General features: G+C 67.6%; 24 protein-coding genes. 9 read left to right on the forward strand and 15 right to left on the reverse strand.

The window, feature by feature from the left end; genetic code table 11:
* Positions 1–6: 6 nt before the first annotated feature.
* Positions 7–663, reverse strand: a complete 657-nt coding sequence (locus ACU4E7_RS09945) for a GNAT family N-acetyltransferase (protein ID WP_447021412.1) — start codon at positions 661–663, stop codon at positions 7–9.
* Between the two features lie 243 nt (positions 664–906).
* Between ACU4E7_RS09945 and ACU4E7_RS09950 the strand changes: the two genes are divergently transcribed.
* The 5 genes from ACU4E7_RS09950 to ACU4E7_RS09970 all read left to right on the forward strand — a co-directional run bounded on the left by ACU4E7_RS09950 (position 907) and on the right by ACU4E7_RS09970 (position 6206).
* Positions 907–1674, forward strand: coding sequence for an energy-coupling factor ABC transporter ATP-binding protein (locus ACU4E7_RS09950; protein WP_238119288.1), 768 nt, complete (start codon positions 907–909; stop codon positions 1672–1674).
* Positions 1671–2348 (forward strand): energy-coupling factor transporter transmembrane component T family protein, encoded by a 678-nt coding sequence (locus ACU4E7_RS09955; protein ID WP_447021413.1) that lies wholly within the window; start codon positions 1671–1673, stop codon positions 2346–2348. Before ACU4E7_RS09950 ends, ACU4E7_RS09955 begins: the two co-directional genes overlap by 4 nt.
* A 2-nt stretch (positions 2349–2350) precedes the next feature.
* Positions 2351–2896, forward strand: a complete 546-nt coding sequence (locus ACU4E7_RS09960) for a biotin transporter BioY (RefSeq protein WP_447021414.1) — start codon at positions 2351–2353, stop codon at positions 2894–2896.
* Positions 2897–3102: 206 nt separating this feature from the next.
* A complete protein-coding gene (locus ACU4E7_RS09965; protein ID WP_447021415.1) occupies positions 3103–4059 on the forward strand; it encodes a CHAD domain-containing protein in 957 nt (318 codons plus the stop codon).
* Between the two features lie 206 nt (positions 4060–4265).
* Positions 4266–6206: a PHA/PHB synthase family protein gene (locus ACU4E7_RS09970; RefSeq protein WP_447021416.1), complete on the forward strand. Its 1941-nt coding sequence runs from the start codon at positions 4266–4268 to the stop codon at positions 6204–6206.
* Between the two features lie 60 nt (positions 6207–6266).
* Here ACU4E7_RS09970 and ACU4E7_RS09975 read toward each other — a convergent pair whose 3' ends face one another.
* The 3 genes from ACU4E7_RS09975 to ACU4E7_RS09985 all read right to left on the reverse strand — a co-directional run bounded on the left by ACU4E7_RS09975 (position 6267) and on the right by ACU4E7_RS09985 (position 9762).
* Positions 6267–7256 (reverse strand): zinc-dependent alcohol dehydrogenase family protein, encoded by a 990-nt coding sequence (locus tag ACU4E7_RS09975; protein ID WP_447021417.1) that lies wholly within the window; start codon positions 7254–7256, stop codon positions 6267–6269.
* A gap of 104 nt (positions 7257–7360) precedes the next feature.
* Complete coding sequence (mbfA, locus tag ACU4E7_RS09980; RefSeq protein ID WP_238119322.1) at positions 7361–8338, reverse strand: iron exporter MbfA; 978 nt, start codon at positions 8336–8338, stop codon at positions 7361–7363.
* Between the two features lie 194 nt (positions 8339–8532).
* Complete coding sequence (locus tag ACU4E7_RS09985) at positions 8533–9762, reverse strand: argininosuccinate synthase (protein ID WP_447021418.1); 1230 nt, start codon at positions 9760–9762, stop codon at positions 8533–8535.
* 270 nt (positions 9763–10032) lie between these two features.
* On the opposite strand from ACU4E7_RS09985, the gene ACU4E7_RS09990 reads away from it, so the two are divergent.
* Positions 10033–11736, forward strand: a complete 1704-nt coding sequence (locus ACU4E7_RS09990) for an AAA family ATPase (protein ID WP_447021419.1) — start codon at positions 10033–10035, stop codon at positions 11734–11736.
* Between the two features lie 127 nt (positions 11737–11863).
* On the opposite strand, the gene ACU4E7_RS09995 is transcribed toward ACU4E7_RS09990, so the two are convergent.
* Positions 11864–12751, reverse strand: a complete 888-nt coding sequence (locus ACU4E7_RS09995) for a substrate-binding domain-containing protein (RefSeq protein ID WP_447021420.1) — start codon at positions 12749–12751, stop codon at positions 11864–11866.
* A 205-nt stretch (positions 12752–12956) separates the two neighbouring features.
* Here ACU4E7_RS09995 and mog point away from each other — a divergent pair, with 205 nt between their 5' ends.
* Positions 12957–13490, forward strand: a complete 534-nt coding sequence (mog, locus tag ACU4E7_RS10000) for a molybdopterin adenylyltransferase (protein WP_238119336.1) — start codon at positions 12957–12959, stop codon at positions 13488–13490.
* Positions 13491–13511: 21 nt separating this feature from the next.
* Here the strand turns inward: mog and ACU4E7_RS10005 are convergent, their stop codons facing one another.
* The 5 genes from ACU4E7_RS10005 to fabA form a co-directional block, all read right to left on the reverse strand.
* Positions 13512–14402: a cation diffusion facilitator family transporter gene (locus tag ACU4E7_RS10005; RefSeq protein ID WP_238119338.1), complete on the reverse strand. Its 891-nt coding sequence runs from the start codon at positions 14400–14402 to the stop codon at positions 13512–13514.
* 100 nt (positions 14403–14502) lie between these two features.
* Positions 14503–15264 (reverse strand): bestrophin-like domain, encoded by a 762-nt coding sequence (locus ACU4E7_RS10010; RefSeq protein WP_447021421.1) that lies wholly within the window; start codon positions 15262–15264, stop codon positions 14503–14505.
* Between the two features lie 134 nt (positions 15265–15398).
* Positions 15399–16247: an enoyl-ACP reductase FabI gene (fabI, locus tag ACU4E7_RS10015; RefSeq protein ID WP_238119348.1), complete on the reverse strand. Its 849-nt coding sequence runs from the start codon at positions 16245–16247 to the stop codon at positions 15399–15401.
* A 241-nt stretch (positions 16248–16488) separates the two neighbouring features.
* Positions 16489–17706, reverse strand: coding sequence for a beta-ketoacyl-ACP synthase I (fabB, locus tag ACU4E7_RS10020; protein WP_238119350.1), 1218 nt, complete (start codon positions 17704–17706; stop codon positions 16489–16491).
* 188 nt (positions 17707–17894) lie between these two features.
* Positions 17895–18428 (reverse strand): 3-hydroxyacyl-[acyl-carrier-protein] dehydratase FabA, encoded by a 534-nt coding sequence (fabA, locus tag ACU4E7_RS10025; RefSeq protein WP_238119352.1) that lies wholly within the window; start codon positions 18426–18428, stop codon positions 17895–17897.
* Between the two features lie 333 nt (positions 18429–18761).
* On the opposite strand from fabA, the gene mscL reads away from it, so the two are divergent.
* A complete protein-coding gene (gene mscL, locus ACU4E7_RS10030; protein ID WP_447021615.1) occupies positions 18762–19181 on the forward strand; it encodes a large conductance mechanosensitive channel protein MscL in 420 nt (139 codons plus the stop codon).
* 63 nt (positions 19182–19244) lie between these two features.
* Here mscL and ACU4E7_RS10035 read toward each other — a convergent pair whose 3' ends face one another.
* From ACU4E7_RS10035 to ACU4E7_RS10045, 3 genes are all read right to left on the reverse strand, one after another.
* On the reverse strand, positions 19245–20315 hold the full coding sequence (locus tag ACU4E7_RS10035) for a quinone-dependent dihydroorotate dehydrogenase (RefSeq protein ID WP_447021616.1): 1071 nt from the start codon (positions 20313–20315) through the stop codon (positions 19245–19247).
* A 4-nt stretch (positions 20316–20319) separates the two neighbouring features.
* The gene (locus tag ACU4E7_RS10040; RefSeq protein WP_238119354.1) at positions 20320–21018 is read right to left on the reverse strand and encodes an orotate phosphoribosyltransferase; all 699 of its coding nucleotides are present in this window, start codon (positions 21016–21018) and stop codon (positions 20320–20322) included.
* A 137-nt stretch (positions 21019–21155) separates the two neighbouring features.
* Complete coding sequence (locus tag ACU4E7_RS10045) at positions 21156–21773, reverse strand: DsbA family protein (RefSeq protein WP_447021422.1); 618 nt, start codon at positions 21771–21773, stop codon at positions 21156–21158.
* 155 nt (positions 21774–21928) lie between these two features.
* Here ACU4E7_RS10045 and ACU4E7_RS10050 point away from each other — a divergent pair, with 155 nt between their 5' ends.
* The gene (locus ACU4E7_RS10050; protein WP_447021423.1) at positions 21929–22696 is read left to right on the forward strand and encodes a phosphatase PAP2 family protein; all 768 of its coding nucleotides are present in this window, start codon (positions 21929–21931) and stop codon (positions 22694–22696) included.
* Positions 22697–22700: 4 nt separating this feature from the next.
* On the opposite strand, the gene ACU4E7_RS10055 is transcribed toward ACU4E7_RS10050, so the two are convergent.
* Both ACU4E7_RS10055 and ACU4E7_RS10060 read right to left on the reverse strand, forming a co-directional pair.
* Entirely contained in the window at positions 22701–24515 is a 1815-nt protein-coding gene (locus ACU4E7_RS10055) for an ABC-F family ATP-binding cassette domain-containing protein (protein ID WP_447021424.1), read from the reverse strand.
* A gap of 192 nt (positions 24516–24707) precedes the next feature.
* On the reverse strand, positions 24708–24887 hold the full coding sequence (locus ACU4E7_RS10060) for a YdcH family protein (protein WP_447021425.1): 180 nt from the start codon (positions 24885–24887) through the stop codon (positions 24708–24710).
* Positions 24888–25007 lie beyond the last annotated feature (120 nt).

Genomic DNA, 25007 nt, shown 5'->3' on the forward strand with positions numbered 1-25007 from the left:
GCGCGCCTAAAGCGCCGCCCGCAGGTCCTCAAGCCGCCGGCGCTGCCGGTCGTCCGCATCGAAATTCTCCGGGGCGAGCCAGGCTTCGAGCGCCGCCCGCGCCCGTGGCCAGTCGCCGTCCAGCAGTGTGTACCAGGCGGTATCCCGGTTGCGGCCCTTGACGATCATATGCTGGCGAAAGATGCCCTCGAAGGTGAAGCCGAGCCGCTCGGCGGCTCGACGGGAGGGGGTGTTGAGGGCATTGCACTTCCATTCATAGCGACGAAACCCCAGGGTCTCGAAGGCGTGCCGCGCCATCAGATACATGGCCTCGGTGCCGCCGGGCCGATGCTGGAGCTGCGGCGTGAACAGGATGTTGCCCACCTCCATCACCCGATGCACAGGCTCGATGCGCATGTAGCTGGCATGCCCCACCGCCCGGCCATCCCGCCTGTCCTCGATGGCGAACAGCAGGGGATCGGACGCGGCCGCCGCGCGCGCGTAATATTCGGTGAAGGCTTCGAGGTCGGCGAACGGCTCGGGGGTCAGATAGGCCCAGAGTGCCGCCTTCTCTGGCCCATGTGAGCCCGCGAAAAGGTCGGCGGCGTGGCGCTCCGGGGCGAACGGCACCACGCGCACATGGCGCCCGTCCAAGGCTACCGGTTCCGGCCGGCGCGCGGCCACGCCGGCCACCTTAGGACCGAGGGGTGACGCGGGCGGCGATGCCGGGCCGGATGGGGCAGGGTTTTCAATCATGGCAGCGCCTCCCGGGCGCGCCGGGCCCGTGGGCCGGCGATGGAGTTTCTTCTGATAGCGTGGCTGATCCGCCGACGCCATGGCGCGGGAGGCATGCGCGAGCAAGCCGGAACACTTGCGCGGCGGAAGGATCCGTTACATCGAAGCCAGACACTGAAGGGACTGACACCGTTGTTCGCTTCCTCTCGTTCCGATGCGCCCGCAGCCGGCGCTGGCGTTCGCCTTGCCGATGTGGAGGTGACGCGCGGCGCCCGCGTGGTGTTCTCCGGCCTCACCCTGGCCCTCACCGAACGCCGCATCGGCCTGGTGGGGGACAATGGGGCGGGCAAGAGCACCCTGCTGCGGCTGCTGAACGGCCTGCTGCTGCCCGACAAGGGGCGGGTGGAGGTGGCGGGCCTGGAGACCCGCGGCCATCGCCGGCAGCTGCCGGCACAGGTGGGGTTCGTCTTCCAGAATGTGGATCACCAGATCATCTTCCCCACGGTGCGGGAGGAGATCGCCTTCGGCCCGCGCGAGCAGGGCTTCAGCAAGGCGGCGGCCGCGGATCTCACCGAGCGCCTGCTGGCCGACCACGGCTGTGCCGGCTGGGGCGAGCGGGCGGTGGACGAACTGTCGGAAGGTCAGAAGCAGCTGGTCTGCATCCTCGCCGCGCTGGCGGCCGGGCCGCGCCTGCTGCTGCTCGACGAGCCGTTCTCGGCGCTGGATCTGCCCACACGGCTGGCTCTGTGCGCGCGGATCGCCGGGCTGGATCAGCAGGTGATCATGGCCAGCCATGATCTCAGCCTGTTCACCGGCTTCGATCGCCTGCTGTGGCTGCGCGGCGGGGAGGTGGCGGCGGATGGTCCGCCGCAGGTGGTGCTGCCACTCTATGAGGCACACGCCCGCCTGAAGGCCGGCCTCGCCGTGGCGCCACCGCGCGCGGGGGGAGCGGGCGGATGATCGGCGGCTATCTCGACCTGCGCAGCCCCCTGCACCGGCTGCCGGCGGGGGTGAAGCTGATCGGCCTCGCGCTGCTGTCGCTGGTGCTGCTGCCGGTGGAGTCGCCGCTGCTGCTGGTGCTGGCGCTGGCGGCGGTCATCCTGGTCTATGCCAGCTTCGGCCGGCGCGGGGTGGCGCGGCTGCGGCAATGGCTGGTGCTGGCGCCGTTGCTGGCGGCCATTGCCGCGCTGCAGATCTGGGCCGCCTCGTGGAGCGTGGCGGCCACCAGCGTGCTGCGCATCGCGCTGATGGTGCTGCTGGCGGATCTCGTCACCCTGTCCACCCGCCTGCAGGATATGATGGATGCGCTGACGGTGGTGCTGCGGCCGTTCGAGCGCTTCGGCTTCGAGAGCCGGCGGCTCTCCCTGGCGGTGGCGCTGGTCATCCGCTTCGTGCCGGTGCTGCTGGCGAACTGGCGGGCCCGCGAGGAGGCCTGGCGCGCCCGCAGCAGCCGGCGCGTGGGGCTGGCGCTGATCGGCGCCTTCTTCTCGGGCGCCTTGCGCAGTGCCGATCAGGTGGCCGAAGCGCTGGAGGCCCGCGGCTTCGCCGCGACCGGGCGGGTGCCGGGAGAGGCGGGGCAGGACATGAGGCCCGTGGTGCGGCAACAGACAAGACAAGAGACGAGAGAGGATTGAGCATGGAAACGCGGGCCCTTGTTCGCATCGCTCTGGTGGCCGCGCTGATCGGCGCGCTGGGGTTCGTGCCGCCGGTGTTTCTGCCCATCGCCGCGGGGGTGCCGGTGAGCGCGCAGACCCTCGGCGTGATGCTGGCGGGGCTGTTGCTGGGGGCGCGCGGCGGCGCCGCGGCCTGCGCCCTGTTTGCGCTGGTGGTGCTGCTGGGCGCGCCACTCCTCAGCGGCGGCCGCGGCGGCCTGGGCGTGCTGGCGGGGCCCACGGTGGGGTTCTTCCTGGGCTTCATTCCCGGCGCCTTCGTCACCGGCTGGCTGGCGCAGCGCCTGCGTCTGCCGGCGCTGGTGTCGGCCATTCTCGCGGCGGTGGTCGGCGGGGTGGGTGTCATCTATCTCTGTGGCGTGCCGGCGCTGGCGCTGGTGGCGGGCATCAGCGTGCAGCAGGCCTTGATCGGCTCAGCCGTGTTCCTGCCCGGCGATCTGCTCAAGGCGGTGGCTGCGGCGGTGTTGGCCTCCACCGTGCTCAAGAGCTGGCGTATTCCGGCACGCGCCTAGAAGGCGGGTGATTGGCACAGGGTTGCGGTATTCCGGTCGGGTTCATCCAATGGAGATGTGCCCGGTGTAAGCGAACCGGCGGGCTTTCGCGCCACCGCGCCTGCGACACCTTCGCCTTCTCTCTTCGGGTGAGGAACCGCTGTCGTCGGCGTGCGTTGGCCGAGAATGGCCCGATCGTATTTGTCGCCCGCTGGATGGATGTCCTGATGATGCATCGCCCCGACCCGAGCCGAGCTGATCCCGTGTCCGCACCGCAGATGAGCGCGGCGCCGCCCGCTCCGGTCTCCGCCGACCCTGCGGCGCGGGCGCCGTTGGCGGCGGCGCTGCATCGCACGCTGGACAAGGTCGCGCGGGCGGCGGCCGATCCCGATCCGGTGGAGATGGTTCACGACGCCCGCAAGGCGATCAAGGAATATCGCGCGTTGCTGCGCCTGGTGGATGGGACGGCGGCGCGCGCTGCCCGTCATGCCGCCGCCGCGGTGGCGCGTGGACTGGCTGCCGCGCGCAATCGCGCCACCGCCCAGGAGGCGCTGGACCTTCTGGACGCCGCCGGCCTGTGCCTTGCCTGCGATCTGAAGGAGGCGCGGGCGGCGCTGGCTTCCGACGGCAGAGAGGTGTCGGAAGCCGCGCACCTGCGTGGTGATCTCGAGCGCTTCGTGACCGAGACGCGGACCCATCTGGAAGAGAAGCTGGAAGCCCATGCCGATCAGGCCGATCTGGCGGCCGGGCTCGCCGCCGCCTATGGCGCCGCCCGTCGCACGCGCCTGACGTCACCGACCGCCATGCATGAGGCGCGCAAGCGCGTGGTGACCCATCGCTACCAGATGAGCTTCATCGCCAGCCAGTTCGGCGGGCGCGGCGCCAAGCGGGCCGGCCGGGCGCAGCGGCTGCGCGACGTGCTCGGAGCGTATCAGGACGTGGAGACCCTGCGGCCCATGCTGCGGGCGGCGTCCGTCTTGCCGCCGAGCACCCTGGACCGGCTGGAGCTGAGCATGGCCCGCCTGCAGAAGCGCCTGAAGCGGGAGGCGGTGCGCCAGCACCGGGCGCTCTTCCAGCGGGCGCCGGCCGCGTTCGAGCGCAAATTCTCCGATCTTCACCCCGGCCCCGGTCGACGCGCCGATGTGGCGGATGCCGAGCTGGAGCCGGTGGACCGCGACGACTGAGCGCACCCCTGCGGAACCGCGCCGGGCGCAAGACATGACGCCATCTTGCCGGTTCTCGGTGCGCCCTCACATTGTTTCGCCATCATCCGCGGTTGCGGTAGCATGGGGTTCGATTGGTGGTCGCTCGTGTTCCGGGATTGCGGCTGGCGCGGTGTTGACCGGCGCCAGACCCGGAAGGGCGCGGCGCCCGAAAGGCAGGAAGACCGATGTCCGTGGAAACTCCCGTCGCCCGTCCCTCCGAGACGGTGGCTGCCGCGCCGGAACTGGCGCCCGAGCCGAAACTGCCGGCGGTTCAGACCCCTGCCGCGGCGCCGGCCGCTGCCGCGGCGCAGACCTCGGCTCTGTCTTTGGCCCATCCCGGCCAACTGCTGGCGGAAGCGCTGGCGAGCCTGAGCCGGGTGGACGACAGCGATTTCGACCGGGGCAGCGGCCAGGAGGCCTTGCGCGCGGTGGATCGCGCGGCTGCCGCTTATGTGGCCCACCTCACGTCAGGCTTCTCGCCCACGGCGCTCACCTTGGCGTTCCTGGACTGGTGGATGCACCTGTCCGCCGCGCCTGGAAAGCGGGCGGAACTGGCGGTGAAGGCGGCCCGCAAGATGGCCCGCTTCGGCACCGGCGTGCTGGCTGCCGCCCTCGATCGCGAGGCCCAGCCCTGTATCACGCCGCTGGCGGGTGATGATCGCTTCCGGGCGCCGGAATGGCAGGCATGGCCCTATTGCCTCTGGTCGCAGGCGTTCCTGCTGAACCAGCAGTGGTGGCACAATGCCACCCATGACGTCCCCGGTGTCGATCCGCACAATGAGGCGGTGGTGGCATTCGTGGCGCGCCAGCTGCTCGACATGTTCTCGCCATCCAACAACCCCTTCACCAATCCGGAAGTGGTGCGGCGGACGCGCGAGACCCACGGCATGAACTTCGTGCAGGGCTGGCGGAATTTCCTCGATGACATGGCCCGCAAGGCCACCAACCAGCCGCCGCCCGGAGCCGAGGCCTATACGCCCGGCAAGAACGTGGCGGTGACCCCGGGCGAGGTGATCTTCCGCAACCACCTGATCGAGGTGATCCAGTATCGCGCCACCACGGCGGACGTGGCGGCGGAGCCGGTGCTGATCGTGCCGGCCTGGATCATGAAATATTACATTCTCGATCTGTCGCCCCACAATTCCCTGGTGCGCTATCTGGTCGAGAAGGGACACACCGTGTTCTGCATCTCCTGGCGCAATGTGTGGGAGGAGGACCGCGACCTCGGTTTCGACGATTATCGCCGGCTGGGGGTGATGGCGGCACTCGATGCGGTGAGCGCGGTGGTGCCGGGTCGCAAGGTGCATGCGGTGGGCTATTGCCTGGGCGGCACCATCCTGTCGGTCGCTGCTGCGGCCATGGCCCGCGCCAACGACGACCGCCTCGCCTCGGTGACCCTGTTCGCCGCCCAGACCGATTTCAGCGAGCCGGGCGAGCTGCAGCTGTTCGTGGATCCGAGCGAGCTCTACGTGCTGGAAAGCATGATGTGGAACCAGGGTTATCTGTCCGCCGGGCAGATGGCCGGGGCGTTCCAGATGCTGCGCTCCAACGATCTCGTGTGGTCGCGCATGGTGCACGAGTACATGATGGGCGAGCGCACGCCCATGAACGACCTCATGGCCTGGAACGCCGACGCCACCCGCATGCCCTATCGCATGCATTCGGACTATCTGCGCAAGCTGTTCCTGGACAATGACCTGGCGGCGGGCCGCTACCAGGTGGACGGGCGGCCGGTGTCGCTGCTGAACCTGCGGGTGCCGCTGTTCGTGGTGGGCACCGAGCGCGACCACGTGGCGCCGTGGAAGTCGGTCTACAAGATCCACCAATTGACCGACACCGACGTGACCTTCGTGCTCACCTCCGGCGGGCACAATGCCGGCATCGTCAGCGAGCCCGGCCACAAGCACCGCCACTACCGCATCCACGACACCAAGCTCGGCGAGCTGCATCTCGGTCCCGACGAGTGGGTGGAGGCGAATGCCCCCATCGAGGGCTCGTGGTGGCCGGCCTGGGAAGAGTGGCTCACCGCCCATTCCGCGCCGGGGCGTTTCTCGCTGCCGCCCATCGGCGCCCCCGGCTTCGCCCCCATCTGCCCGGCGCCGGGCACCTATGTGATGGAGCGCTGAGGGGTATTGCGAACACGAAAGGCCGGCGCTCCAGGGCGCCGGCCTTTTTCGTGGGGCGGATCAGGGCTCAGGCACCAGCACCGCAGCGCCGGTGAGGCGGCCGGTGCGCAAATCGTCCAGGGCTTCATTGGCCTTGGTGAGGGGATAGGGCGTCACATGGGTGGTGACGCCCACCTGGGGCGCCAGGGCCAGGAATTCGTGGGCATCCTCGCGGGTGAGGTTGGCCACCGACATGATTTTCCGCTCCTCCCACAGCCAGCGATAGGGGAAGGAGGGGATGTCGCTCATATGGATGCCGCCGCACACCACCCGGCCGCCCTTCCGCACCGCCTGGAGCGCCTGCGGCACCAGCTCGCCGGCGGGGGCGAAGATCAGCGCGGCATCCAGCGGCACGGGCGCCGGTGCGTCGGACGGGCCGGCATAGATGGCGCCGAGGCTTCTGGCGAAGTCCTGGGCCTTGGTGTCGCCGGGGCGGGTGAAGGCGTAGATCTCGCGGCCCTGGTGGCGGGCCACCTGGGCGATGATGTGGGCGGCGGCGCCGAAGCCATATATGCCGATGCGCCGGCCTTCCCCCGCCATCTTCAGGGTGCGCCAGCCGATGAGCCCGGCGCACAGGAGCGGCGCCAGGGCCACATCCTCGCCGATCTCACCGAGGGGATAGGTGAAGGAGGCGTCCGCCACCGTGTGGGTAGCGAAGCCGCCGTTGCGGGTGCATCCGGTAAACTCCGGCGTGTCGCAGAGATTTTCCTCGTGCGCCGCGCAATAGGGGCAGGTGCCGCAGGCATGGCCGAGCCAGCCCACCCCCACCCGCTCGCCGAGCTTCAGGTGGGAGACGCCGGCCCCCAGCCCCGCCACCCGGCCGACGATCTCATGGCCGGGAATGATGGGCAGGCGGGTTTCCGGCAGTTCGCCATCCACCACATGCAGGTCGGTGCGGCACACCCCGCAGGCGGTGATCTGGATCAGCACTTCGCCCGGGCCGGGCACCGGATCGGGCCGGGTCTCGCCCACCAGCGGGGTGCCGGTGTGGTTGAGAACCATCGCGAACATGGGCGGCCTCCTTCATTGGGACGCGCCCATGTTAGCGCGGACGCACGCGCAACGGGGCCGCGACGCGCGCCATGCGGGCATCTGTCGCCCGCCCCGCTGGCCGCCTAGCTGCCGCCGATGAAGATGCCGGCGGCCAGCACCAAAGCGCCGCCGAGCACCACCTGCATCACCGAGCGCCAGAACGGGGTTTCCATGTAGCGGTTCTGGATGAAGGCGATGGCCCACAATTCCACGAACACCACGGCAATGGCGATGGCGGTGGCGGTCCAGAATTCCGGGATGATGTAGGGCAGGGCATGGCCGAGGCCGCCCAGCGCCGTCATGGTGCCGGAGGCGATGCCGCGCTTGATGGGCGAGCCGCGGCCGGAGATGACGCCATCGTCATGCACCGCCTCGGTGAAGCCCATGGAGATGCCGGCGCCCACCGCCGCCGCAAGGCCCACCAGCAAGGTGGTGTGGGAATTCTGGGTGGCGAAGGCGGTGGCGAAGATGGGGGCGAGAGTGGAGACCGAGCCATCCATCAGGCCGGCAAGGCCCGGCTGCACCCAGGTGAGCACGAACTGGCGGCGAGCCTTCTCGTTCTCCTCCTCCTTCTTGTCCACGGGCAGGTAGCGGGCGGCGAGCTCGCTGGCGATCTCCTCGTGCTTGGTCTCCTCGCCATAGAGACGCTGCAGCAGGGCCCGGGTCTCGGGATCCTTCGCGTGCTCCTTGGCGTGCAGGTAGAAATTGGCGGATTCATCCTCCATCAGGCCCACTTCCTGACGGATCCGCTCGATGCCGAGGTTGCACACGTACCAGACAGGCCGACGATTATAGTAGCCGGCGATGCTCTCGCGGCGGATCAGCGGCACATGGGGGCCGAAGCGGCGTTCATAGTCGCGGGTGAGCGCTTTCTGGTGGCCGCGCTCCTGGCTGGCCATGGCCTCGAACACTTTCGCGGTGTCGGGAAAGTCCTTGCGCAGGTGCTCCGCATAGTCGACGTAGACCCGCGCATCGTCCTCCTCGGAGGAGATGGCGAGGGCGAGCACCTCCTGTTCGGAGAGGTCGGAAAACCGGCGGCGATTGGGAAACAGGGATTTCATCGCGATTTCCAGTTTAGAATTACTCTAAATATGATCATAGCCCTTGGGGCATTTTTGCAAATAGGTTGCAATGTCGCAGGGTAATCCGGGGTGGCGGCGCCTGCGACCCCGGAATGTTCCGGACACAAAAAAGCCGGTGCGCGGGGGCGCACCGGCGGGTCGTTGTCGAACCGGCCACCCTGAGGTGGCATGGCTCACTCGGAGATCTTGCGGGCCCGGTTGCCCAGGGTGCGCAGGCGCAAAGCGTTGAGCTTGATGAAGCCCGCCGCGTCGCGGTGGTCATAGGCGACCGCGCCTTCCTCGAACGTCACCAGTTCCTGGTTATAGAGCGAGTAGGGGCTCTTGCGGCCGATGACGGTGGCGTTGCCCTTATAGAGCTTCACCGTCACTTCACCGGTCACATAGGTCTGCGAGTGGTCGATGGCGGCCTGCAGCATCTCCCGCTCGGGGGAGAACCAGAAGCCGTTATAGATGAGCTCCGCATAGCGGGGCATCAGCTCGTCCTTGAGGTGGGCGGCGCCACGGTCAAGGGTGATGCTTTCCATGCCGCGGTGGGCGGCGAGCAGGATGGTGCCGCCGGGGGTCTCGTAGACACCGCGGCTCTTCATGCCCACGAAGCGGTTCTCGACGAGATCGAGCCGGCCGATGCCGTTGGCCTTGCCCAGCGCATTGAGGCGGGTGAGCAGCGTGGCGGGGGAAAGGGCCTCGCCATTGATGGCCACCGCATCCCCCTTCTCGAAGGAAATGGTGATGAGGGTGGGCTCGTCCGGCGCCGCTTCCGGGGAAATGGTGCGCTGGTAGACGTATTCGGGCGCATCCTCGGCCGGATCTTCCAGCACCTTGCCTTCGGAGGAGGAGTGCAGGAGGTTCGCGTCCACGGAGAACGGGGCCTCGCCGCGCTTGTCCTTGGAAATCGGAATCTGGTGCTGCTCGGCGAACTCCAGCAGCCGGGTGCGGGAGGCGAGATCCCATTCGCGCCAGGGCGCGATGACGGTGATCTCGGGTTCGAGCGCATAATAAGCGAGCTCGAAGCGCACCTGGTCGTTGCCCTTGCCGGTGGCGCCGTGGGACACCGCGTCCGCCCCCATCTTGCGGGCGATCTCGATCTGCTTCTTGGCGATCAGCGGGCGGGCGATGGAGGTGCCGAGCAGGTACAGACCCTCATAGACCGCATTGGCGCGGAACATGGGGAACACATACTGCGAGACGAATTCCTCGCGCACGTCCTCGATGAAGATGTTCTCGGGCTTGATGCCCAGAAGCTCGGCCTTCTTGCGCGCCGGCTCCAGCTCCTCACCCTGGCCGAGATCGGCGGTGAAGGTGATCACCTCGCAATTGTAGGTGGTCTGCAGCCATTTCAGGATCACGGAGGTGTCGAGCCCGCCGGAATAGGCCAGCACCACCTTCTTCACGTCACGCGCCATCAGGTCTCTCGAAGCGTCTGAGGAAAGGGAAAACCGGCGCGGACTATAGGCCGGCGCGCCGCCGTGGCAAGGCCGCCGACGCAAGGCAGCGGGCCGGCGGCACCTGTTCCGGCGGCGCTCTTGCCCGTGAATTTGATCGAGATCAAGAGCGGCCCGCTTCTTGCTGCGGTGCGGCGGTCCGCGCCGCCCGGCGGTTGAAGCCGTCGCGCCCTGTGGCGGGACCGACAAATTGTCCGGGCCCGGACATCGCTTGCGACTATGGGGTGATCCATGAAACTGATCGTCGAACGGCTGGTGATCGAATCCCTGGTGGACACCTTTCCCGATCAGGCCCACCTCCTGGCGCAGCCGCGCTTTTCCAACCGGGTGGAGGTGGGGCTCGACACCTTGAAACCCGATGCCCTCGCCCATCTGCACGATTTGGTGTTGAAGACCGGCGGCACGGTCATTCGCGGCCAGGAGGAGCAGCTTTCCAATCTGGTGAGGGTGTTCCAGGACGACGGGCCGAAATTCGCCCCCGACGATCTGGAAGAGCTGGCCGGCGCGCTGGCCATCTTCCTGGTGGACCACTGCATCCGCGGCTGGCTGTTCCGCATGAACCCCGGCGGCAAGCCGGAGCCCTATCTCGTCACCCGTCTCGATTATACCCCGCCGGGGGACGAGGAGGCGGGGCGCGTCATCATCGAGCTCAAGGCCAACAACCGCGGCAAGACCCATGTGGAGAACCTGTTGATCCGCTCCAAGGATCTGCGCGGGCTCACCATCCTCGGCACCCTGGCCGCCAAGGGCTGGCTGATGGAGGACGAGGCGCTCCTGAAGTCGTTCGACCAGGAGATGGTGCTCTATTTCGATTGGCGCAGCCGCTACGGCCAGCAATTCTCCGCCACCGGTACCGGCATCTTCGCCGAGGACCCCACCGCCAACCGCCGCGATACCGATTGGGCCCGAAAATCAGTCATCGTGTTGTCTTCCACGGGCTCGGCGGCGCGCCTCGTCAATGACGAGGAGCTGCTGGGCGACCGGGTGCTGGGGGCGGAAACCTCCGGCTTCTTCCTCGACAAGCTGGTGAAGAAGGCGGAGAAGCAGAATTGCTTCGACATGGCGGTGGACGAGGCCCTGAAGACCGCCAAGTCGCGCATCCCCAAGGGGGCCTTCACCGAAATGCCGGTGCACCCCCTGATCCTGATGTTCCACCTGGAACTGCATCACCACGTGTGGGTGCATGTGGATGACATCAAGCCCTATCAATACCATCCGGAACTGAAGCAGAAGCTGGTTTTGCCGCCGGAGCAGACCGACCTCATCGACATTCTCACCGCCGAGATGAACACGCTCATGGCGGACATTGTCGAGGGCAAGTCCGGCGGTACCACGGTGATGTGCGCCGGCCCGCCCGGCGTCGGCAAGACGCTGACCGCCGAGGTCTATTCAGAGATCATCCAGCGGCCGCTCTACCGGGTGCATTCGGGCCAGCTTGGCCTCGACGTCGCCACCATGGAGACGGCGCTAAAGGACGCGCTCACCCGCGCCCAGCGCTGGGGGGCAGTGATGCTGATCGACGAGGCCGACGTCTATATCAAGCGGCGGCAGGACAATCTCACCATGAATGCGGTGGTGGGCGTGTTCCTGCGGGTGCTGGAATATTTCAACGGCCTGCTGTTCCTCACCACCAACCGCGTGGACGATATCGACGAGGCCATTGTCTCGCGCTGCATCGCCCTCATCAAATACCACTCGCCCAGCGCCGATGATCGCCGCAAGATCTGGGGCGTGATGGCCGAGCAGTTCGCGCTGGATCTGGAGCCGGGCCTCATCGACATGCTGGTGACCCAGTTCCCGGACACTTCGGGGCGCGACATCAAGGGGCTCGCCAAGCTGGTCTCGAAATTCTGCTCGCAGAAGAACATGCCGCCCTCCATCGAGATCTTCCGCCGCTGCGCCATCTTCCGCGCGCTCGACGTGCCGCCCATGTGATGAAGCGGCGTGATGCAAGGGGCGTGATGAAGGGGCGTGATGAAGGGGCGTGATGAAGGGGCGTGATGAAGGGGCGTGATGAAGGGGCGTGATGAATGCGCTCTGTGAGGGCGCCCACGCGCGAGGCTCAGTGTCCGTTGAAATGCACGGTTCCGAAGCCGGAGACATCATAGCCGCCCAGGGCGTCGGCCCGGGCGGCAAGGGCGGGGGCCCGGCAGAAGGTGACGAATTTCTGGAAGGACGGCTCGAAATAGGCCTGCCGCCAGACCAGCAGATCGAAGCGTTCCTCCTGCAGGGGCACGAAATCGAGATTGAACTGGCGCGCCGCCGCCTCGATGCCGAGCCCCACATCGGCCCGCCCGGTGGCGATGGCCATGGCGAGGTCGGTTTCGGAGCGCTCCACCGTGTCCACCGGCAGGAGGTCGGCGCGGCTCAGTCCTTCCCGCTGCAGCAGCCGGTCCAAGACCAGCTCGCTGCCTGCTTCCGGCTGGCGCAGCTGAAAGCGCAGGCCGCGGGCCTCCTTGAGGCGGCTGGGCGGGCGGCGCAGATCGGCGCGGCAGATCAGGCCGCGGCTGCGCCGCGTCCATTCCAGCAGAACCCACGGCTCGTGGCCGAACTGATGTTCCACCTGGGAAATGTTCCAGCCGTCGCCATCGGGCATGTGCAGGCCGGCGGCGATGCAGGTCCCCGCCGCCGCCCGGGCGAGGCCATCCAGCGTGCCGTCGAGAAAGGCGGCGATCCCCGAGCGGGACTCGCGCAGCGCCCATTCCAGAAGCGGGTCGTGGCCGCCGGCAACGACCAGCGGGCGGCTGGCCTCCACCGCCTCGCCCGCCTCCTCGGCGGCGCTGCCGCGGGTGCCGGCGCCCAGCCAGGCCTCGATTTCCTTGCGCGGAAACAGCAGCTTGCCGGTGACACGGCGCACCGGGAGGGTGTGCGAGGCCACCAGGTCATAAACCTTGCGTTCCTTGACGCGCAGCAGCGCGGCCAGCTCGCGTGTGGTGAGAAACTCCGACATGGAGATGTCCGGATGGGAAAAGGAGCGGAAAAAACGACACAGAAAAGCTATATCCGCATAAATACGGTGTCATCGGCCAGACGCAATTAAAATGCGCGGCGGCATCCGCCGGATCGCTGCCCGGACGCACGGGGGGCGCCAGGGTGGAGGTGGCCAGACAAGCGTGGCATATGTCTCCCCAAGCTGCGGAAAGAGGATCGCCTGCATGGCAACGGCACGCATCGGCATCGTCACCATCTCGGATCGGGCCAGCCAGGGCACCTATGAGGACAAGAGCGGACCGGCCATCGAAGCGTGGTTGCGGGCGGCGCTGACCAGCCCGTGGAGCGTCGATTACCGCATCATTCCCGATGGGTTTGAAAGCGTGCGCGACACCCTGATCGACATGTGCGACGGGGAGGGGCTGGACCTCATCTGCACCACCGGCGGCACCGGCCCCAGCCCGCGCGACCTGACTCCCGAAGCCATGGCGGCGGTGATCCACAAGCCGCTGGCCGGCTTCGGCGAGCAGATGCGGCGGATCTCCCTCAATGAGGTGCCCACCGCCATTCTGTCGCGGCAGGAAGCCGGGGTGCGGGGCAAGACGCTGATCGTCAATCTGCCCGGCAAGCCGGCCTCCATCGCCGTGTGCCTGGCGGCGGTGTTTCCCGCCATCCCCTATTGCCTGGATCTCATCGGTGCCGCGCGGCTGGAGACGGATCCGCAGGTGGTTACGGCATTCCGCCCCAAGGGCGCTTGAGACGGCAGGCCGGCGGCGCGTTCAGAGCACCACCACGCCGTGCAGCTTGGCTTCCGCCTCCGGCTCCACGTGAATGGTGAGCAGCGCGTCCTTCATGTCCTCGGCGAAGGCGGTCTCGATCCGGTCGCAGATGGCATGGGCGGCCGCCACCGTCATGTCGCCGGGCACAACAAGGTGGAATTCCACGAAGGTCATGCGGCCGGCATGCCGGGTGCGCAGGTCGTGCACCTCCAGCGCCCCCTGGGCGTGGCTGGAGACCAGCTCGCGGATGCGGGCCACCACATCCGCCGGCGCCGCCTCGTCCATCAGTCCGCCCACGGATTCGCGCATCAGGCCCCAGCCCATCCAGAGCACATTCAGGGCCACCAGGGCGGCGATGGCCGGATCGAGCCGCGGCCAGCCGGTGAGCGGCACCAGCACGAAGCCCGCCAGCACGCCCACCGAGGTGATCACGTCCGACAGCAGGTGCTTGCCGTCCGCGATCAGGGCCGGTGAGCGATGCGCCTTGCCCTCACGCAGCAGCACCCAGCACCAGATGGCATTGAGCACCGTGGCGAGGCCGTTGAACACCATGCCGAGGAACGGCTGATCCGGCAGGCGGGGGTTCATGAAGCCGCCGTAGGCCTCACGCAGGATGGTGAAGGCCGCCAGCATGACCAGCACGCCTTCGGCCACCGCCGAGAAATACTCCGCCTTGTAATGCCCGAATTGATGGTTGTCGTCGGCAGGCCGCGCCGAGATCTGGAGCGCGACGAGCGCGCCGAGCGAGGCGGCCACGTTGATGATGCTCTCGAGCGCATCGGACAGCAGCGCCACCGAGCCGGTGACCCACCAGGCCAGGGTCTTGAGGCCCAGCACCACGATGCCGACGAGCACGCTGGTCGCGGCCACCCAAAGGGTCCTGCGGCTCATGCCTCTACTCCTGTGGTGGCGCCGGTGGCGCGAGCGACGTGTTTGTATCTATTCTAAAGTTGCGCTGCAACATTCCCATGGCCGAATGCCCACCACCGGGTCAGCCGCTCATGTGGGCAAGGGCCGTCCGCATGGCGGTGGCCGGCACCTTGATGACGCCCTCAAACGGCCCGCCCAGTTCCAGGATCAGGAACAGGGCGCCCGCCAGCGAGGCCGAGCACAGCACGAACATCACCAGCGAGACCCGGTTGATGGGGGCGAACAGCCCGAAGCTCACAAAGATGAGGGTGAGCCAGGCGATCAGGACGGCGATGAAGACGGGCGGAACCACCGTCTCGCTTTCGGCGATGACGTTCCAGCGCAGCGCGGAAATGGTCTGAAAGCCGGTGATCGCCTCCGCCTTGAGCTCCGTCTGGTCCGCGTCGGTGGGGGTGAGCGCCCGCACCCGCCGGCCAAGGTCCAGCATCAGCTGCTCCGAGGTGCCGCTCTGCACCTGGCTGCGCACGCCGGGGTCATCCGGCCAGGTCTCTTCGAGCGCGTGGCGGGTATAGGCGCGCAGCGCCTGGCGCGCGTCGCCGGCGCCGGGACCATAGGCCCGCAGGGAAACATCAAGGGTGATGAGGGTGGTGGCGAACTGCTGGACGTCGCGGCTGGTGGCGTCGAAATTGCCCTTCACAGAGGCTGTCATCAGCCCCAGGATGAGCGAGGACATGGCCGCCACCATGCCCACCCCCAGCTTGACCGCCTCCTGGGTCTCCTTGGACAGATGCTCGGCCCGTAGCCGCCGCGCGCCCCACATGCCGAGGCCGGCGCCGGCCAAGAGGCTGATGAAGACCAGCGCCGATACCGCCAGTGAAGGCATGCCATTCCCCGCCGCAGGTCCTGACATGGTCATGAACCAGGTTCAGGTACCAAAGTCATGCGCACTCAGCATCGCCGGCGCCCGGCCGGTGGGTCAAGATCGCGGGCGGGGCGCTCCAGGGCGGAAAGCACCGCCTATTCGGCCGCCTTCACCGGTTCTTCGGCGGCGAGCTTGGCCTCGGCGTCTTCCTGGGTCTTGAGCACGTCGGGATGGGGCATGGAGATGATGTTGTAGCCCGAATCCACGAAATGCACCTCGCCGGTGACGCCGGTGGAGAGGTCGGAGAGCAGATACAGGGCGGAGTTGCCCACTTCCTCGATGGTCACCGTGCGGCGCAGCGGCGCGTGGCGCTTCTGATAGTTGAACATCAGCCGCGCATCGGCGATGCCGGCGCCCGCCAGGGTCCGCACCGGGCCGGCGGAGATGGCGTTCACGCGGATGCCCGCCGGGCCGTAATCGGCGGCGAGATAGCGCACGGAGGCTTCCAGCGCCGCCTTAGCCACACCCATCACATTGTAATTGGGCATCACCCGGGTGGAGCCACCATAGGTGAGGGTGATGATGGAGCCGCCATGGGGCATCAGCGCTGATGCGCGCTTGGCGATCTCGGTGAGGGAGAAGCAGGAGATCACCATGGTGCGCGAGAAATTCTCGCGGCTGGTGTCCGCATAGCGGCCCTTGAGCTCAGACTTGTCGGAGAAGGCCACCGCATGCACCAGGAAGTCGATCGACCCCCATTTTTCCTTCAGCGTGTCGAAAACCGCGTCCACGCTGGCGAGGTCTTCCACGTCGCAGGGCAGCAGGATCGACGAGCCGAGGCTCTCGGCCAGGGGCCGGACCCGCTTGGCCATGCCTTCACCCTGATAGGTGAAGGCGAGTTCCGCGCCCTGTGTCGCCAGCGCCTTGGCGATGCCCCAGGCGATGGAGTGATCGTTGGCGACACCCATCACGAGGCCGCGCTTGCCTGTCATCAGCTCCTGCATCACCCACCCTTGAGCGTGATCATTCCTGTTCGCGGCGACCCGCGCACCGCGTTATCGCCGGCGATGTCCCTCCCGCGCATGCCGCAAGGGCATTCGGGAAAGCGGACACTGCGGCGGCGTGCCGCGGTTGCCGCGCGATTGTTCTGGTCAGCCGATAACAGACCTTCGGCCGCCGCGCCACGCCCTTCAACTCACCGTTCACGACCAATCATGACAAAGCGTGTGCGGGCAACGGCCACGCTCAGGCATCCACGTGCTTGATGACGAGGCTCGCATTGGTGCCGCCGAAGCCGAAGCCGTTGGAGAGCACATGGCCGAGGTTCACATTGTCGATCCGCTTGCGCACGATGGGCATGTCCGCGAAGGCCGGATCGATCTCCTCGATATTGGCGCTCTCGCAGATGAAGCCGTTCTGCATCATCAGGATGGAATAGATGGCCTCGTGCACGCCGGTGGCGCCCTGGGAATGGCCCGTCAGCGACTTGGTGGCCGAGATGGGCGGGCAGGTGTCGCCAAACACCGCGCGGATGGCCTCGATCTCCTTCAGATCGCCGATCGGGGTCGAGGTGGCGTGCGGGTTGATATAGTCGATGGGCGCCTTGATGGAGCTCATGGCCAGCTTCATGGCGCGCTCGGCGCCCTCGCCGGAGGGCGCCACCATGTCGGCGCCGTCGGAGGACGCGCCATAGCCGGCGATTTCCGCATAGATGCGGGCGCCGCGCGCCTTGGCGTGCTCCAGTTCTTCCAGCACCAGCACCCCGGCGCCGCCGGAGATGACGAAGCCGTCGCGATTCTTGTCATAGGCGCGCGAGGCCACCTGCGGCCGGTCGTTATAGGCCGAGGACATGGCGCCCATGCCGTCGAACAGCACCGACAAGGTCCAGTGCAGGTCCTCGCAGCCACCGGCAAAAACGATGTCCTGCTTGCCGTACTGGATCATCTCGTAGGCGTTGCCGATGCAGATGTTGGTGGTGGCGCAGGCGGCGGAGATGGAATAGCTCGGGCCCTTGATCTTGAACCAGGTGGAGAGCGTCGCCGAGGCGGTGGAGGCCATGGCCTTGGGCACCGCGAACGGGCCCACCCGCTTGGGGCCCTTCTCACGGGCGATGTCGGCGGCATCCACGATGGTCTTGGTGGAGGAGCCACCCGAGCCCATGATGAGGCCGGTGCGCTCGTTGGAAATCTCGTTCGCTTCAAGGCCGGCGTCACGGATGGCCTGATCCATGGCCACGTGATTCCAGGCGGTGCCGCCGCCGTGGAAGCGCATGGCGCGGCGGTCCACCACCTCTTCGGCGTTCAGGGTCGGGGCGCCCTGCACCTGGGAGCGGAAGCCGAGCTTGGCATAGTCTTCCGCGAAGGTGATGCCGCTCTTGGCCTCGCGCAGGCTGGCGAGCACCTCCTGCGTGGTGTTGCCGATGGACGAGACGATGCCCATCCCGGTGACGACGACGCGGCGCATGTCATATCCCCATTGGAACGCTCGAAACAGACCCTCTCCCCCGCCGTGACCGGCGCCGGCCAGCCTGCGCTGTGGCGTCGTGCGGGGAGCGCAGAGGGCCCGGCTCCACCCGTGAATGGCGGGTCCCGCCTTGCATCAAGGCGCCCGCCGTCACCGGCACTGTGACATCGGATCGTGGCAGCGCCTTGTCAGGCGCCGGCCGCTCCCGGTGCTGCTTCGGCCTGGAACAGGCCCACTTTCAGATCCTTGGCGCGATAGATGATCTCGCCATCGGCGGCCAGCCAACCGTCGGCGATGCCGAGCACCAGCTTCGAGCGCATCACGCGCTTGAAATCGACGCCGTAGACCACCTTCTTGACGCCGGGCAGAACCTGCCCGGTGAACTTCAGCTCACCCAGGCCCAGGGCGCGGCCGCGACCGGACGAGCCGAGCCAGCCGAGGAAAAAGCCCACCAGCTGCCACATGGCATCGAGGCCGAGGCAGCCGGGCATCACCGGGTCGCCCTTGAAGTGGCAGTCGAAGAACCACAGGTCGGGGTTCACGTCGAGCTCGGCGCGCACCATGCCCTTGCCGAATTCACCGCCGGTCTCGGAAATCTCGGAAATGCGGTCGAACATGAGCATGGGCGGCAGCGGCAGTTGCGCGTTCCCTGGCCCGAACAGCTCGCCACGTCCACATGCGAGGAGATCCTCATACCCGAAGCTGGTCTGCCGTTCTGCCATTTTCAGAGCTTAATCGCCTTGCTGCCCGTGAGGGTCGTTTCCACCGGGCCCTGCGGCCCGCCCCCGAAGCCGAGTTCGAGATCGGGGGCGGGCACTCCCTAACATACGCACGGGCGCACTCAAAGTCATGAAAGCGTCACGGCCGCGAAGAAGGCGCAACGCAAGGCGGCCATCGGCGTCATCGAGGCGCGGTGCAGCGCGGGGAACGGGTGGCCAGCACCCGCACGGGGGCCATTCTTGTCCCCTGGGGGCGGTTGAGGTCAGATGTCGCGACGCGGTGATTCTCCACCGCGAACGCCATTCGGGGCGCATGCTGGGAGTTGGTCCATGGGGATTTTGAAGGAATTTCAGGAATTCGCCGTCCGGGGCAATGTGGTGGATCTCGCCGTCGGCGTGATCATCGGTGCCGCCTTCGGCAATATCGTCAGCTCGCTGGTGGGTGATGTCTTCATGCCGGTGATCGGCGCGGTCACCGGCGGCCTCGATTTTTCCAACTACTTCATTCCACTGGCGAAATCGGTCACGGCCGAGAATCTGGCGGACGCCAAGAAACAGGGCGCGGTGCTGGCCTACGGCGCCTTCATCACCATCGCCATCAATTTCGTGATCGTGGCGGCCGTGCTCTTCCTGGTGGTGCGCACCCTCAACGGCCTGCGCCGCAAGCACGAGGCGGCGCCGGCGGCGCCGACCAAGACCGAGGTGCTGCTCACGGAAATCCGTGATCTGCTCGCCAAGCGCGCGCCGGGGGCGTGAGGCGCTACGGCCGGTCCTTCGGGACCGGCTGCCGCGGATGGACCCGCGAGGGCGGCGCGGTGTTCAACGCACGTCTGCGCCCACGGCATCGCTCACATGCGCAAAGCCGTCGGCCTTCAGGCACGCGGCAAGCTCGGCCTTCACCCGGTTGACGAGGCCGGGACCGTGGAACACCAGCGACGAATAGAGCTGCACCAGGCTCGCGCCGGCGCGGATCTTGGCATAGGCATCGGCGCCGGAAGCGACCCCGCCCGCGCCGATCAGCGGCAGGCGGCCGTCCACCAGTCGGGCGAGCGCCGCCAGACGCTCGGTGGAAAGCGCCATCAGCGGCTTGCCGGAGAGGCCGCCGGTCTCGCCCTTGTCCGGGCTCTTGAGGCTGGCCGGGCGCGACAGGGTGGTGTTGCCCATGACGATGCCGTCGACGCCGGTGGTGAGCGCCACTTCGGCCACGTCGGCCAAGCCTGCGTCGTCGAGATCGGGCGCCACCTTCACCAGCAGCGGGGGCCGCCCGGCGGGGTCGGGCATGGAGGCATCGCGCACCGACAGCACCTGGCTCAGCAGGGCCGACATCTCGCTGCGCGCCTGCAGGGAGCGCAGACCCGGGGTGTTGGGCGAGGAGATGTTGCACACCAGGTAGTCGGCCAGCCGGCAGGTGGCGGAGACGCCGAGCACATAGTCCTCGATGGCGTCCTCGCTCTCCTTGTTCTTCCCCACATTGGCGCCGACGATGCCGGTGGCGCCCGCCGCCCGCCGCTGCCCCAGGCGCGACACGAACGGGGCGAGGCCCTGGCTATTGAAGCCGAACCGGTTGATGACCCCTTCATCCGCATCGAGCCGGAACAGGCGGGGCTTGGGATTGCCCGGCTGCGGCCGCGGCGTCACTGTGCCCGCCTCCACGAAGCCGAAGCCGAGCTTCAGCACCTGGTCCGCTACCTCGGCATCCTTGTCGAAGCCGGCGGCGAGGCCGATGGGGTTGGGAAAGTCGATGCCCCACAGCCGCGTGGCCAGCACCGGATCGTCCGGCCGGGCCAGCCGGGGCGCGAGGCCGCGCCGCAGCGCCTTGATGGCGAGGCCGTGCGCCTGCTCCGGCGTGATGAAACGCAGCAGCGGCCGCGCGAGGGCATAAAGGTCCATCATCTCATTCGCCGCTGACGGCGGTGCCTCCGTGGGCCTTGGACCAGCTGTGGGGATCGTGCAGGAACGCCTCGATCTGGCCCACCTGGGCGTTCTCGAAGCGGTTGGAGCGCTTCACTTCCGCCAGGATGTCCCACCAGGTGGCGAGCCGGTGCAGGCTGAGGCCAGCCTCGTCCAGGATGCCGGCGGCCTCCGAGAAGATGTCGTAATAGAAGAAGACAAAGCAGTGATTGCAGTCGGCGCCCGCGGTGCGCAGGGCGTTGACGAAATTCACCTTGCTGCGGCCGTCGGTGGTGAGGTCCTCCACCAGGAGGATGCGCTGGCCGGGGGCGAGGTGGCCCTCGATCTGGGCGTTGCGGCCGAAGCCCTTGGGCTTCTTGCGCACATACTGCATGGGCAGCATCATCCGGTCCGCCACCCAGGCGGCGAACGGAATGCCCGCGGTCTCGCCGCCGGCCACCGCGTCGATCTGCTCATAGCCGATGTCGCGATAGATGGTGGAGATGCCGAAATCCACCAGGGTCTGGCGCACGCGGGGGAAGGAGATGAGGCGGCGGCAGTCGATATAGACCGGGCTCGCCCAGCCGGAGGTGAAGATGAACGGCTCGCCGGACGAAAAGCGCACGGCCTCCACTTCGAGGAGCATCCGCGCGGTCTGCTCGGCAATGGTGGCCTTGTCCGGAAAAGCGGTAACATTCGCCATGGTCGGCTGAGCCTCTCGGGTCGCGGGAAAGAAGGCGGGCGGACACGGGCGGCCCGCCGCGCGGCATATAGCAGAGCCGGCGGCCGCAAACACCCCGCCTGCGACGTCGAAGCCGGCAAAAGATGTGCGCGCGGACCTCAGGCGGCCGCAGCCAGGGTGTGGGCGTGCTCCAGCGCCATCTCCAGTCGGTCATTGCCCCAGAACAGCTCTCCGTCGGCGGTGACGAAGCTGGGGGCGCCGAAGATGCCGCGGGCCCTGGCTTCCTCGGTTTGGGCGCGCAGCCGCTCCTTGGCGGCCGGGGACTGCGCCTCGTCGATCAGCTGCCCGTCACAGAAGTGGCCGAGCCCGCCCAGCACCTGGCTGATGGTGGCGCGATCGGAGATGTCGCGGCCCTCGGCGAACTCGGCATGGAAGACGCCGCGGGTGAAGGCCGGCCGCGAGGCCTCGTTGAGATAGAGCGCCACCCGGGCCGCCAGCAGGCCGTTGGCGGGAAACGGCTGGGGCCGTGTGATGGGCGGCAGGCCGGCGCGGGCGGCCAGGCGATCCATGTCGCGCCACATGTGCGCACCCTTGATGGGATAGACGTTGAAGGGCGAGGTCGTGTACCCCTGGGCGGCGAAGATGGGGCCCAGCAGGAACGGCTTCCAGTGCACCACCACCCCATGCGCCTCGGCCAGAGCGGCGATGCGGGCCGCGGTGAGATAGGAATATGGCGAGGCGAACTCGTAATAGAAATCGAGTGTGGCCCTGGCCATGACATGATCCTCCTTGTACATCGCGCGGCCAAATGTGCGGCCGCCGACCCGGGTGGGGCAAGGGTGTGAATCAAGCATGCACGGAAAACGCGGCTCTCACGCGCGATCCGGCGAGCGTTGCGGAGAGATGACGTGCGGGTGATGCGGTGAGGTGGGTGCTGTTCTTCATGCTGGTGATCGGCGCCGCGGTGGCGATTTTGTTCACCGTGTTCCCGCAATGGGATCTCGCCATCACCGAGTTGTTCTGGGATGCGTCGCGGCGCCATTTCGCCCTGGCGCGCCAGCCCTGGGCCCTGACCTTGCGCGCGTGGGGCAACTATATTCCCTGGATCTTCGCCGTGCCGGCGTTCGCCGCGCTGGTGCTGAAGCTGCTGTTTCCCGACCAGCGCATGTTCATGCCGGCGCGGGCGGCGGTGCTGCTGGCGCTGACCATGGCGCTCGGTCCCGGCCTCGTGGTCAACGGCATCCTCAAGCAGGAGTGGGGTCGGCCGCGGCCCGTGCATGTGGACGATTTCGGGGGCAAGGACACCTTCATGCCCTGGTATGACAATTCCGGCGCCTGCCCGGGCAATTGCTCCTTCGTTTCCGGCGAAGGTGCGCTGGGCTTCTGGATGACGGCGCCGGCCAGCCTGGTGCCCGGTCCGCTCGGGGCGGTGGCGCTGGGCGCGGCGGTGCTGTTCGGGGCGGCGGCCGGCGGCCTGCGCATCGGCTTCGGCGGCCACTTCTTTACTGATGTGGTGTTTTCCGGTGTGCTGGTGGTGTTGATCGTGGTGCTGGCGCGCCTGTGGCTCTACGATCGTCCCCGCGCGCCCACCGATGCCGCCGTGGAGGCGGCCATCGGCCGGGTCGGCTTCGCCTTGCGGCATGGGGTTCTCGCCCTCTGGCGGGGCGCCGCCCGCCTGTTGGCGCGGCGGGCGGGCTGACGCCTCAGCCTTCCAGTTCCTCGCGCAGGATCTCCAGCCGCAGCCATTCCTCCTCGGCCGCATCGAGCTGGCCCTGGGTCTTGGCGAGGGCGGCGGAGGTGGCCTCGAACTTGGCCGGATCGCGGGCATAGAGCTGTGGATCGGTCAGCGCCGCGGCCAGCTTCTCCAGCTCCTTCTTCAGCTTCTCCATGGTCTCCGGCAGCGTCTTGAGGGCGTGCTGCTCATGGAAGGATAGGCGCTTCTTGGCCTGCGGCTTGGCGGCCGCCTCGCCTTTCGCAGAGCTGTCGGCCTTGCCCACAGGGGCCGATGCCTTGGCCTTCGCCTCCACGCCACGGCCGCGCTGGGCCAGCATGTCGGAATAGCCGCCGGCATACTCGCGGAACACCCCGGCGCCCTCGGCCATGATCACGCTGGTGACGGTGCGGTCCAGGAAGTCGCGGTCATGGCTGACCAGGATCACCGTGCCGGGATAATCGGCCACCATCTCCTGCAGCAGGTCGAGGGTTTCGAGGTCGAGGTCGTTGGTGGGCTCGTCCAGCACCAGCACGTTGGAGGGCAGGGCCAGCGCCCGGGCCAGCATGAGCCGGCCGCGCTCGCCGCCGGAGAGAACGGACAGGGGCGTGTTGGCCTGCTCCGGGCTGAACAGGAAGTCCTTGAGATAGCCCATGACGTGCTTGGGGGTGCCGCCCACCATCACGGTGTCGGAGCCGCCTCCGGTCAGGGCATCGCGCAAAGTGGTGGTGGGGGCCAGCGCCGCCCTTTTCTGGTCGAGCGAGGCGATCTCGAGGTTGGTGCCGAGCTTGACGGTGCCGGAATCCGGCCGGATCTCGCCGGTGAGCAGCTTGATGAGGGTGGTCTTGCCGGCGCCATTGGGGCCGACGATGCCGATGCGGTCGCCGCGCAGGATGCGGGTGGAAAAGTCCGTCACCACCGGCGTGCCGTCATAGGCCTTGCTGATGCCCTTGGCCTCGATCACCACCTTGCCGGAGGTTTCCGCCTCGGTGACGGTGATCTTGACGTTGCCCTGGGCCTTGCGCTCCTCGCGCCGGTCCTTGCGCATGGATTGCAAGAGGCCAAGCCGGCGCACGTTGCGCTTGCGGCGGGCGGTGACGCCATAGCGCAGCCAGTCCAGCTCGGCGACGATCTTGCGGTCGAGCTTGTGGCGCTCGGTCTCTTCCTGCTCCAGCACGCTGTCGCGCCAGGCCTCGAAGCCGGCGAAGCCCTGGTCGAGCCGGCGGGTCTGGCCGCGATCGAGCCAGATGGTGGCGCGGGAGAGGTTTTCCAGGAAGCGCCGGTCATGGCTGATAAGCACGATGGCGGACTTGAGCCCCCTCAGCTCGCTTTCCAGCCATTCGATGGCTGGCAGATCGAGATGGTTGGTGGGCTCGTCGAGCAGCAGCACGTCCGGTTCGGGGGCGATGACGCGCGCCAGCGCCGCCCGCCGCGCCTCACCGCCCGAAAGGTGGGCGGGATCTTCCTGGCCGCTCAGGCCGAGCTGCTCCAGGAGATATTGGGCGCGGTAGGCGTCGTCACCGGGCCCGAGGCCGGCCTCGACATAGGCGAGGGTGGTCGCGAAGCCAGCAAAATCCGGCTCCTGCGGCAGATAGCGCACGGTGGCGCCGGGCTGAAAGAAGCGTGTCCCGTCATCGGGCGCCATCAGACCCGCCGCAACCTTCAGCAGCGTGGACTTGCCCGAGCCATTGCGGCCGACCAGGCACACGCGGTCACCCGCCGAGACGGACAGGTCCGCCCCGTCGAGAAGAGGGGTGGCGCCGAAGCGCAGGTGGATGTCTTGCAGCAGGATCAGCGGAGGGGCCATGACGCCCGATTAAAGCCACCGGCGCCGGAACGCAAAGGGTGTGCGTTCCGAAGCCGCAGATCAGGAACGGCATTGTCGTAAATACGACAAATCGAACCGCCGCCGAAGCTGCGTCACGCGCCAGGCTTCAGCCGCATCCCTACTTCCGCCGCCGGGACATTCCCGACGTCGGTCACAGGCCCTGCGGGCGCATCAATGGAGGGTGGTTACGCCGCCCAGGCGGCTCATTTGGTCTTTGAGAACAAGCTTCTTGCGCTTGATTTCCGCCACTCGGACAGAGTCCTTGGCGGGGGAGGCGAGTTCGCGGGCAAGCTCCTGATCGAGAGCCGCGTGGCGACGCTTCAACTCCGAAAGGTGCGACTGGATGGACATGCTGAGCCACTCCCTGTCTGCATCACGCCAGGAAGTGTGTCACGGAGTTGACACTGAGTCGACCACCTTTCTTGCGAGCGGCGCGGCAACTTATCTTGCAGCGCAAAAAGCCCGTGCCAT

This window comes from Xanthobacter sp. ZOL 2024, assembly GCF_052932325.1.